10 protein-coding genes are annotated in these 11,130 nt (G+C 65.6%); 2 read left to right on the plus strand and 8 right to left on the minus strand.

The window, feature by feature from the left end; genetic code table 11:
- Window positions 1-6 precede the first annotated feature (6 nt).
- Genes VN934_01860 through ribD form a run of 8 tightly spaced genes read right to left on the minus strand, consistent with a single transcriptional unit; the run spans window position 7 to window position 9,150 of the window.
- Window positions 7-1,227, minus strand: coding sequence for a serpin family protein (locus tag VN934_01860; protein ID HXM17537.1), 1,221 nt, complete (start codon window positions 1,225-1,227; stop codon window positions 7-9).
- Window positions 1,228-1,241: 14 nt separating this feature from the next.
- Window positions 1,242-2,432, minus strand: a complete 1,191-nt coding sequence (locus tag VN934_01865; GenBank protein HXM17538.1) for an RtcB family protein — start codon at window positions 2,430-2,432, stop codon at window positions 1,242-1,244.
- Window positions 2,366-2,626, minus strand: a complete 261-nt coding sequence (locus tag VN934_01870) for a hypothetical protein (protein HXM17539.1) — start codon at window positions 2,624-2,626, stop codon at window positions 2,366-2,368. The genes VN934_01865 and VN934_01870 overlap by 67 nt, the downstream gene beginning before the upstream one ends.
- Window positions 2,627-2,636: 10 nt before the next feature.
- Complete coding sequence (locus VN934_01875; protein HXM17540.1) at window positions 2,637-5,696, minus strand: pentapeptide repeat-containing protein; 3,060 nt, start codon at window positions 5,694-5,696, stop codon at window positions 2,637-2,639.
- Window positions 5,697-5,735: 39 nt separating this feature from the next.
- Window positions 5,736-6,197 (minus strand): 6,7-dimethyl-8-ribityllumazine synthase, encoded by a 462-nt coding sequence (gene ribH / locus VN934_01880; GenBank protein HXM17541.1) that lies wholly within the window; start codon window positions 6,195-6,197, stop codon window positions 5,736-5,738.
- A gap of 7 nt (window positions 6,198-6,204) precedes the next feature.
- Window positions 6,205-7,410: a bifunctional 3,4-dihydroxy-2-butanone-4-phosphate synthase/GTP cyclohydrolase II gene (locus VN934_01885; protein HXM17542.1), complete on the minus strand. Its 1,206-nt coding sequence runs from the start codon at window positions 7,408-7,410 to the stop codon at window positions 6,205-6,207.
- Window positions 7,411-7,417: 7 nt separating this feature from the next.
- Window positions 7,418-8,047 carry a riboflavin synthase gene (locus tag VN934_01890; protein ID HXM17543.1) on the minus strand — a complete coding sequence of 210 codons (630 nt, stop codon included), beginning with the start codon at window positions 8,045-8,047 and terminating at the stop codon, window positions 7,418-7,420.
- A complete protein-coding gene (gene ribD / locus VN934_01895; protein HXM17544.1) occupies window positions 8,029-9,150 on the minus strand; it encodes a bifunctional diaminohydroxyphosphoribosylaminopyrimidine deaminase/5-amino-6-(5-phosphoribosylamino)uracil reductase RibD in 1,122 nt (373 codons plus the stop codon). Before ribD ends, VN934_01890 begins: the two co-directional genes overlap by 19 nt.
- 104 nt (window positions 9,151-9,254) lie before the next feature.
- Between ribD and VN934_01900 the strand changes: the two genes are divergently transcribed.
- The gene (locus VN934_01900; protein ID HXM17545.1) at window positions 9,255-9,869 is read left to right on the plus strand and encodes a phosphoribosyltransferase family protein; all 615 of its coding nucleotides are present in this window, start codon (window positions 9,255-9,257) and stop codon (window positions 9,867-9,869) included.
- A gap of 66 nt (window positions 9,870-9,935) precedes the next feature.
- Entirely contained in the window at window positions 9,936-11,123 is a 1,188-nt protein-coding gene (locus tag VN934_01905) for an ABC transporter substrate-binding protein (GenBank protein HXM17546.1), read from the plus strand.
- The last annotated feature ends 7 nt before the right edge of the window (window positions 11,124-11,130 follow it).

An 11,130-nucleotide genomic window follows, 5' to 3' on the forward strand; every position in this document is an offset into this window, starting at 1 on the left:
TATTCGTTACGGGTTGTAGATCGCACCTACGAACAGGAGCGCGCCGGTGCGTCCGTCGGCGATGGCGCAGAAGAACGGTCTGTCCACGACCATCGTGAACGGCGGGGGTTCGATGCGGATGGAGGTCGTCCGAATGCCCGTCGTCGTCATGGCCGCCGCTTCCGATCCTTCTTCGTCGACCCGCAAGTACGTGTCGTGCTTGACGAACCCGATGAACGGATTCGCTCGGCTCTTGCCGGCCACGAACATCGCGCCCAGATCGGCGCTTTGCGGACTGAACGCCCGCCGCATGCCCAGCTCCATCAGCGGGCGGTTCAACAGCGCGCTGTATTCCACGCTGAAACGAGGCAGCTCGATGTGGCCTCTTCGCGGACTGAACTCGCTGGTAAAGCGCGACCAATTCGCCGCGTCGAGAGTCTCGACCAGTTCGGCCAGGCTTGACGATTTGTCCGGGAGGAAGACGAACATGCGCAGAGCGCCGTCGCCATAGGGCAGCTGGATGGCTTGGAAAAGTTTTGTCTCGGCGTAGCGGTATTCGCCGCTTTGCTGCATGAGCGGCACTTTTTTCACGCTTCCGCCGGCCGACTTGAAATCGCGGTCGACGGTGAGCTTCTTGTCGAATTTCGCGGACCACTCGCCTTTGAAGTAGACGGCGTTGATCAAGAACAGCAGGTCTTGGTGCGAGATGCTGTCGAGGATCTTCTTGATCTTGCCGCGCGTCTCTTTATCGGCCCAGGCGTTGATCGCGCCGAGCGTCGCGGGCGCGGAAAAATCTACATCGCGGATCTCGGCTGCGTATGCCGCTGCCAGGGCTTTAGTGAACGCAGGATCGAGCGCCAACCGCCGGCGATCCGACCACAGCGAGTTCGCCACGTCGAGTTCGACGCTTTTGACCGGGGCGCGCAGCGTTTTCTCAAGCGAGCTGTTCGCGCTGTTCAGGGCCCGCGGCGACGTGCCTTTCAGCTGCAGCACCGCGTCCATCTCGGTCGCAGTCTGCCCGCGCGCGCCGTTGTAGACCATGGCGAGGTCCAAGCCCACGCTCACCGGCGACAGGACGGCATTGGCCTGTTTGCCTTTCGTGACGGCGCGAAGCAAAGCAAAGCCGAACGCGTTGTCTGCCGCCGCTGCGTCGTTCGCTCCGAAAGGCGGAATGCTCGCCTTCACCGCGCTTGAGTCTCCTATCGTCGCCAGCGCCGCCGTCAGCAGCGCGATCGCAGCCAGTCGCATTGGGTCTCTTCCTCTTACTCCATCGCCTTGATCGATGACAGGGGGACGAGCGTGCACTCGATCTGCGCCAGTCCCGCCTCCACCACACAGGAAACGACTTCCTGCGCTGATTTGTAGCACGTGCCGGACTCGTCGATCGGGACTCGACCATCGGTATTGACCTGGATGCCGCGGCCCCGGTATTGCGCGTCGATCTCACGCTGGTCGAGCTGGCGGTGTGCCTGGCTGCGCGACATGCGCCGGCCCGCTCCGTGATTCACCGAATAGGCGCTCTTCACCGAGCCCGGCAGCGGTCGCAGTATATAGGAGTGGTCGATGTTGCTGCCCGGGATGAGCACGGGGTGGCCCGTCTTGGCCCAGCGCGTCCCCTCGAGACTTGGATGCCCTGCCGGGAAGGCGCGCGTCGCGCCCTTGCGGTGGACCCAAACGTCGCCGAACTCGGGTTGCGTTTCGCGTTGGACCAGGTTGTGGCTGATCTCGTAGACGAGATCCAGCGGCGCCTCGAACACTTCCTCGAACGCGAGCGCGATCTGCTCGTAGAGAATGAAGCGATTGATGATCGCGAAGTTTCCCCCGGCGGCCACCGCATTGAGATATTCGCGGTAGTGCCTCGAATCGGGCGTGAAGTACCCCAAGTCCAGATGACGGATCTTGTCGGGCTTTTCGTTCTTGGCAAGGTCGAAATAATTGGTGGCCAGGCCGTGTCCGAAGCCGCGCGAGCCGGTGTGGATCTGGACGTACAACGTGCCGGACTGCTCGGATCGCTGCAGTTCGATGAAGTGATTGCCGCCGCCCAGGCTGCCGAGTTGGCGGATGCCGCGCTCCGGTCTGCCGCGCCCGCCCCACGGGATCGACCACGCGTCGTCCACCGGCAGACGATCGCGCTCGGCCTGGCTGCGATCGACGCGCGAGCCGTGGTGCTCGATGTAGTATTGCGCGCCGCCGCGCACGAGGTGCTCGAATTCGCGCTCGTCGAGATTCCGCAACGTCCTGCTCTTGCCGCCGGGCCCGAGTTCGATGCGACGCATGGCGGCGCGGTTGAAAGCCAGCTTGCGCGCGGGCGTCGCGTCCTCCGCCGGCACACGCGATGACGCCGACACCATGCCGCAACCGATGTCGTAGCCGACCGGACCCATCGCTATCGCGCCGCTGCTCGCTTCCGTGAGCAGCACGCACCCGACCGGCACGCCGTAGCCGTGATGCACGTCGGGCGTGATGACGACAAGTTTCGCCCGGGAAAGCGCGTGGCGTTGAGGATCTGGTCGTAGACCTTGTCCTCGAGGTCCGCGAGCAGCGCTGCGGTCAGGAAGAGCCGGACTTCGACGCCGCGCGTCGCCTCGCTCCGCAACGAATAGTAACCGTCGCTGCGCGCGAGGTCAGCCTTCCAGTTGTCCGGCATGCGCCGGCTCTTAGTCCTGCCGGCGGTCGCCGCCTATGTAGCGCAGCACGCCGGTGAACGTGAGCAGGGCCAACGGGATGAAAATCCACCCGAGGCCGCGCTCGATGCGCGCGAACGACCAAGCCGGTATCTGCGTTCCGGTGAGCACGCAGCCGCCGGCGCGCCATGCGGTGAGGCCGCCTGGATCGAGCGAGGCGTAATACGCGACGCTCAGCCAGGCTGCGTCCCCAAGCGGCGCCGTCTGATCGCACTCGTATTTCGATTGCGGCGTCGCGGCGAGTTTCGCCGCGCCGGGCACGAACGCCAAGATCAGGAAGGCGACCACGACGGGTGCGGCGAGCCAAGCGAGCATGCGCCATGGTCTCACGCCGTAGCCGGCGCTGTAACGCAAGAAGCGGTCGCCAAGCAGGCGCAGGAGATCGCCCCAAAAAGCTCGCGTCCAGACCTTGCGCGCGGGATGGATGGCATTGCCTTCGCGCTCGCGGCGCGCGAAGTACGCTTCGTCTGCCAAGCCGGACTGCACGCGCGCCGACAATCCGGTCGCGCGCGGCGGCCGTTCGGCGCGCTCGGCCGGAAAAGTCGCGGCCTCGCCGGCGCCCTGCACTTCCGATTGGATGATGAGGTAGTGCGCGCCGCGCAGGTCGAGGGTAGCGCCGCGTTCTCGCGCCTTGCGCTGCTGCGCGGATGGCGCAGCCATCGCGCCGTTGGCGCCTTTGGCTCGCGCCGGGGCGCGCGGCGCGGCAGCGGCGCCGCGCTCGCCGATATCGAGCGTCTTGAAGCGAGCCCAGCGCAGGTCGACGGTTTTCTCGAACACTGCTTCCGAGAAGCGCGCCGGTCCATTGATCCGGCTCCCGACGAAATGCGCCTCGGCTTCGAAATTGGCGCGTTCGCACTGCAGTGCTCCGCCGATGACGATGCCGTCGAAGATGGCGCGCTGCTTGAACGTCGCGTCTGAAAAATCGACCGCGCCGCCGACGTTGCCGCCGGTGAAGCGCGCCTCGCCGTGAAACGCGGCCGCTGCGCAGAGAAGGTCGCCTTTGATGCTGGAGCCTTCAAGATCGGCGCGATCGGCGAAGGTGGCGCCGGCGAAACTCGCGCTCGCTCCGAATTGCGCGCCGTTGAACTCCGCAGGTCCTTCGAACGAGGCTGCATCGAACGTCGCCGGCTTCAGGAAACCCGACCGGTGAAACGCTGTCGGACCCTTGAACGAAGCGCCGGAGAACTGCGCGGGACCAGAGACGCGCGCGTCGTGGCAGCGCAGCGCGCCGCCAAACGTCGCTTTCGCGCACGACCACTCGTCGCTCGCGATGAGTCCGTCGAAATTCACAGGTTTCGCGAAGGTCGCGCCGCTCATGATGAGAGCGCCGCGCACCCTCGTTCCCGCAAAGACCGCCTCGCCGGAGACCGACGCGCCTTCGCAATTGAGCCGACCGCCGATTTCGGCCGACCCGAATGCCATGGGGCCCCTCAGGTTCGCTCCACCGAAGTCGGCTGCGCCGCCCACGCGCACGGCTCCGGCGTTGAGTTCCGCGGCGAAGGTCGCGCCCGTGCAGCTGAGATCCCCGCTCACCGCGGCGCCGCGCAGCGTGGCGCTGCCATCAAACGTGGCCTTGTCGAAACGTGCCGAACCTCCGACTTTCGCGTGTGCGAACCCCGCCGCGCGTTTGAATGCGGCTTCGTTTGCGACGAGGTCTCCCTTGACGGCGGCGTTGCTGAAACTTGCGTCGGCTTTGAACGTCGCGCTCGTCAGATCGGCGTTGCCGCTGATCTCCACGGCGCTGAAATCGGCGCCCCGATCGCAGACGGCGTTCGCGCATGTCAGCGATCCGGCGCGCATTCCGGTGCACTGCACGCCGGACTGAAACGTCGTCCACTCGAATGACGCTGCGCCTTCGACGCGTGCCGCGCTGAAGTTGACCACTGCGTTGAAGGAAGCGCGCTTGCAATCCAGCGCGCCGCCCACCAGCACATTGGCAAATGCCGTCTCGCCTTTGAACGTCGCGTGCGTGAAGTCTGCGCCTTTCGCCAGACGCGTCTCGATGAAGTCCGCGCCTTGCTCGAAGGTCGCCGACTCGCACGCGAGCGCGCCGCTCACGTCGAGCCCGTGGAACGACGCATCGCCGTGGAACACCGCGTCCTCAAGCGTGCAATCACCCCCGACGGTGACGCCCGCGAGGTTCGCTTTTGCGGCGAAGGTCGAAGCGACGCACGTGAACTGCCGGGCGATGCGAGCATCCTTCATCGTGAAGGCGGCCTTGAAGTTGATGTTGGACAAGGCGAGCTGTCCGAGTTGCGCCTCGCTGAAATCGGTCTCGGAGTCGAACGCCGCCGCGCTTGCCGTGACGGCTTCATTGACGTGCATGCCGCAGAAATGGGCAGGCTGTTTGAACGTCGTTTCGACGAAGTCTGCGCGGCCTTGCACCTGCGCATGGCGCGCGTCGAAATCGCCGGCGAACAAGGATTTCTTGGCCGAGAAATTCTGCCCGACGGCGCATTCGGCCAAGAGCACTTCACGTTCGCAGGCGGCCCCGTCCAGGATGAGATCCCCGCCGATGTGCGCGCCTGCCAGTTCCACGCGACCCTGCAGGCGTGCGCCCGCAGCGTCGAATGCGGCCCCGGTTCGCACGCCGGACCCAAGCAGTGATTCCGGCAGGGTCGCGCCTTTCAGCACGAGCGAGCCCTCGATGGCGGCGTCGGAGAGATCCAACGCCCGAGCGAAGCGCACGCCGGCGAATGACAGGTCTTGATCCGCGCGTACGCCTTTGAGCTTGACTTCGCCGTCAAACGTGCAGCCGTCGAAGCGCGCGACCTGCAAGAAGCGCGCTTCGGTGAGCACGAGCGCCGGGCAATGCGAATTCGTCAGGGAGAAGCCTGCGGGGACGTAGCGGCCCTCGAGATCGAGAGGCCCTGTGAGAACCGCATTGTCGATGTCCACGGCCACGCCGAGCCGCACCGCTTCGACGATCCATTCCGGCTGCACGATGCGCGCCGCCTCGCCCGTCTCGCCGGGAAAATGCAACGGCGCTCCGGTGAGAAGCGTGTTCAGTCTTTCGTCCGTCGCTGTGTCCATGGATTTGCACCCCAAGAACACGGAGCTAAAGCTCCGTGGCTACAACGTTGCGCGGAGCCGCGCCATCGCGATGGCGCTCTGCGCCGCTTCATGCCCCTTGTTCGTCTCCGCCGGCTCGCCGACGTGCTCGGCCCGCGCGTGCCCATCGCGGCCTGCGCGCGCCCACGCTTGCGCGGCTGTGTCGGTCGTCAGCACCCCGAAGATGACCGGCACACCGGTTTGCATCGCGGCTTCGCCGATGCCGCGCGCCGCTTCGCCGGCCACGTACTCGAAATGCGGCGTCTCGCCGCGGATCACGCAGCCGAGGCACACCACGGCTTGGTACTTCCCCGTCTTGGCCAGCCACAACGCGGCGACGGGCAGCTCGAACGCGCCCGGTACTTCAGTGACGTCGATGCCGTCGCGCCCGATCTCCGCCTCGTCGAAAGCGCGTAGGGCGCCGTCGAGGAGCGCTTGCGTGATCGGCTCGTTGAAACGGCTGCGGACGATGGCGAAGCGCATGTCTCCCTTAAGGGGCCGGTTCAAACAGGTGGCCGAGCTTTTCTTTCTTCGTCCTCAGGTAATCTGCATTGTATTCGTCGCCGTCTATGATCAAGGGCACACGTCCGGTCATTTTCAGGCCGTAACCCTCGAGGCCGGCGATCTTGCGCGGGTTGTTCGTGATGATCTTCATCTCGCGCACGCCCAGGTCGTGGAGGATCTGCGAACCTGTGCCGTACTCGCGCTTGTCCACCGGGAGGCCGAGCTTGAGATTCGCATCCACCGTGTCGGCGCCGCTGTCCTGGAGTTCGTATGCGCGCAGCTTGTTGGCAAGGCCGATCCCCCGGCCTTCCTGATGCAGGTACAGAAAAACGCCGCGGCCGTATGCCGCGATGATCTGCAGCGCCGCGTCGCGCTGGGCGGCACAGTCGCAGCGCTTGCTGCCGAGCGCGTCTCCGGTCAGACAGCCGGAGTGGACGCGCACGAGCACATCTTTGCCGTCGCCGATCTCGCCCAGCACGAGGGCCACGTGGCACGCATCGTCCACGAGCGATTCGTAGCCGTAGCCGGTGAACTCGGCGAAGCGCGTCGGCATTTTGAACGTCGCCACGCGCTTCACCAACTTCTCGTGGCGCATCCGGTACTTGATCAGATCGGTGACGGTGATGAGCGTGAGCCCGTGCTCGGCCGAGAACGATTCGAGATGCGGGCGGCGCATCATGCTGCCGTCGGCATCCAGGATCTCACAGATGATGCCGGCGGGATAAAGTCCGGCCAGCCGCGCAAGATCGACCGCCGCTTCGGTTTGACCAGCGCGCACGAGCACGCCGCCGTCGCGCGCGCGCAGCGGGAAGGTATGGCCTGGGCACAAGAAGTCGCTCGGTTTTGCGCTCGGGTCGAGCAGCGCGTTGATGGTCGCTGCGCGATCGTGCGCTGAGATCCCGGTCGTGGTCCGTCCCTTCGCTTCGATAGAGACCGTGAACGCGGTCTCCAGCGGCGAGGTGTTCTCACTCACCATCATGGGGATGTGCAGCTCGTCGAGCCGCCGCCCGATGATCGGCACGCAGATCAGCCCGCGCCCGTGCTTGGTCATGAAGTTGACGGCCTCGGGCGTGACCATCTGCGCGGCCATGGTCAGATCGCCTTCATTCTCCCGATCTTCGTCGTCCATGACGACGATGATCTTGCCGGCGCGGATGTCGGCGATCGCTTCTTCAATCGTGGCGAGCGGCATGATCTTCTTAATTCGCGGACGCGGACGCGGGGCGCGCGTGCGTCTGTGCCGATAAAAGAGCTTGCACGTAGCGCGCGATCGGATCGACTTCCAAGTTCAAGATCTCCCCTTCGCCTTTAGCGCCGAGCGTCGTGCGCTTCAGCGTCTCAGGGATGAGCGCAACGGCGAACGATGCGCCGTCTTCCGCGACGCCTGCGACGGTCAGGCTCGTGCCGTCGAGGGCCACGTATCCCTTCTCTACGATCATCGGCGCGAGCGCTACGGGCCGCGAGCACCACAGGCGAAACCCCGGTGGTTCCGAGGCTTTGCGCAGGATGGGCGTGGTGCTGTCCACGTGACCGTACACGATGTGGCCGTCCAGCGGATCGCCGAGGCGCAGGCTCGGCTCGATATTGACCATATCGCCGGGCCGCAGCGCTCCCAGATTGCTGCGCGACAGCGTCTCGGGAATGACGTCGAACGCCAGAGTCTTCTCGTCTCCCTCCACGACGGTGAGGCACACGCCGTTGATCGCGATGCTTGCGCCAAGCAGCGCGGGTCTGGAGAGACCGGTGCACTCGATGACCAGACGCGAGCCCCCTTCGATCGGGCGAATTCGGCAGACCAGTCCCGTGCGGGTTATGAGTCCAGTGAAGATTGTGGGGCGTCCTCCGGAGTCGCGGTCAGCAGCACGTCCTCTCCAAGTTTGCGGACGGCTTCGACGCGCAAGCGCGTATCGAGCGCTCCCGCGACGACGCCCTTGGCGCCGTTCGCGTCGCCGATCTGGTGCGAGCCGATGAACAGAGGGGCGATGAGCCAGTGGATTTTGCCGACGCAGCGTGCGCGCAGTAACGCACCGGCGAGCGTCGGACCACCTTCGCAGAGCACGCTGATCATCCCTTGCTCAGCCAGCTGTGCGAGCAGGTGCATGAGATCGACGCGGCCCTGCGCGGCACGGCATTCGAGCACGACGGCACCCGCGTTGGTGAGCGCTTGGCGGACCGATGACGGCATGGCTGCGGTCGTCGCCACGATGGTGGCGGCATGTTTACGATCGCGCACGAGTTTTGATCTCAATGGAAGCCTGCCGTGCGAATCGACCACGACGCGCCGGTACGGCACCGCGCGCGCCTTGTGCGGGCGCACGGTGAGCGCGGGATCGTCCACGATCGCAGTGTCGACTCCGATCATGACCGCGTCGTTTTCGTAACGCAGCGCGCGCACGAATCTGGCGGCGGCCGCACCCGTCAGTTGCGTGCGTTCGCCGCTCCGGCGCGCTGCGAATCCGTCAAGGCTTTGCGCCATCTTCAGCGTGACGAACGGAAGACCCGTCGCGCGCTGATGCGCGTACGCCTGATTGAGCCGGGCCGCTTCCGGGTTTCCGTCGCCGATCTCGCACGCGATCTGCCGCGCGCCCAGTGCCGCGAAGCCGGCACCGCGCATCCGCTTGTCGGGATCCTCCATCGCGGCGACGACGCGCGTGATGCCCGCAGCGGCGATGGCCTCCACGCATGGCGGCGTCGCGCCATGGTGCAGGCATGGTTCCAGCGTCACGTAGAGCGTCGCGCCGCGCGCGCGCGCGCCGGCCTCGTTCAGCGCGACCACCTCGGCGTGCGGCGTACCGGCGCGAGCATGAAAGCCCCGTCCGATAATCTCATCGTCGCGCACGACGACCGCGCCGACGAGCGGGTTCGGACTCGTGTTGCCTTTCGCACGCGCGGCGAGGCGCAGCGCTTCGCGCATGAAACGCGAGCTAGCCATAGTGTGAGATGTTCACCATCCGGGGCTAAAGCCCCGGCACTACATCCCGCTGGCTTGATAGACAAACTGTCAGGTCCGCGTGATGTCACGGCATTGTGCGCGCCTTGCTCGACTTTTTCGCCCCGGCTCGTTGCGCGGCGTGTGGAGCGTTCGGCGGTGATCTCTGCGCGGCGTGCTTCGCGCGCATCGAAGACGCCGCGCTCGTGCGCCGTGCGGGAGACGATCGGGCTCCGCCGATCGACGCGCTCGGGCGCTATGACTCGGCGCTGCGACACATCGTGCTCGCCTTGAAGTATCGCCATCGCCCCCGGCTCGGAGTGCAGCTCGGCACGATGCTCGGCGCGAAACTCGAGCAGCCTTTCGACGTCGTCGTGCCCGTGCCGCTTCACGCGCAGCGACGGCGCGAGCGCGGCTACAACCAGGCCGGCGTCATCGCGTCAGGAATCGCGTCGGTGCATCCTCGCTCGCCGCTCGTGCCGGAGGCGCTCAAGCGCTCGCGCGCCACGCTGCCGCAGAGCACGCTGGCATTGCCCGAACGCTCGGCCAATGTCGAGCGCGCATTCGTGCCGGGTCCGTCGGCGAACGATTTGGCGGGCGCGCGCGTTTTGTTGGTAGACGACGTCGCGACCACTGGCGCCACGTTGCAGGCCTGCGCCGCGGTCCTGCGGCGTTGTGGAGCGGCTTCGGTGCGCGCGGCGTGCGTCGCGATCCGGGTGTGATCCCGAAGGGGCGTGGCTCATCGCGACGAACCTTGCGCTCCCACTAGTATTTGAGAGGGTATTGTCATGAGCCGTATCACGCGACGCGATTTTGTGGCCGCGGGCTTGGCCGCCGGCGGCCTCTCGCTCTTTCCCGAGCTAGTGCCGAGCGCGGCCCGGGCGCGCGACGCGCTCAAGATCGGCGTGATCCTCCCGGCGTCAGGCGTCTATACGCAGCTCGGCGACGAGATCACAAAGGGCATGCGCCTGTATTTCGATCAGATGCGCAACAAGGCGGGCGGCCGCGACATCCAAGTCATCGCCGAGAACGAGTCAAGCGATCCCAGCGTCGCTGTCACGAAGGCCACCAAACTCATCCAATCGGACAAAGTGGATCTGCTCGCCGGCATCGTCGCCACGCCAGCCGCATACGCCATCCGCGATCTGGTGCACAGCACCCAAACGGTGCTCGTCGTCGCCAACGCCGGCGGTAACGCGTTGACGCGCGCCCGTAAGAGCCCGTATATCTTCCGCACGAGTTTCACCGCTTGGCAGTTCGGCTTCCCATTGGGCAAATGGGTCGCCGATCACCTCACCAAGAGCGTCTACATCATCGCCGCAGACTACGCGTACGGGCACGAAAGCGTCAACGGGTTCAAAGAGAGCTACACTGCGGCGGGCGGCAAGATCATCGACGAACTGTATCCGCCGCTCGGCAGCCCCGACTTCAGCTCGTACATCGCCAAGATCTCGGCCGCGCGGCCGGAAGTGCTCTTCGGCTTCCTCGCCGGCAGCGACGGCACCATCTTCCTCAATCAGTTCAAGCAATATGGCCTGGCCGGCAGAGTGAAGCTGGCGGTGATCGGCGATATGGTGGAGGAGAACACGCTGGCTCAGGTCGGCGATGCCGCACTCGGCGCGCGCAGCACGCTGCATTGGGCGCTCTTGATGAACAACCAGGCGAACAAAGATTTCGTCAAAGGCTTCACGATCAAGTACGGGACCGATCCCAGCGTATACGCGATGCGCGGCTTCGACACGGCGCGCGTCATCGTGGACGCGGTGAACGCGCTTGAGGGCGACACGTCGGACAAGAAGAAATTCGTGGCGGCTCTCGAGAGCGTCAAGTTCGACAGTCCGCGCGGTCGCTTCGAGTTCGATCCGGTCACGCACAACGTCATTCAGGATGTTTATCTGCGCGAGGCGGTGCTGACGGCGACCGGCGTGCACAATAGGGTCGTCGCGGACCTCGGGCGCATCCGGGATCCCGGTTAGGATTTCG

It is taken from the genome of Candidatus Tumulicola sp. (assembly GCA_035601835.1).
GTDB lineage: Bacteria > Vulcanimicrobiota > Vulcanimicrobiia > Eremiobacterales > Eremiobacteraceae > DATNNM01.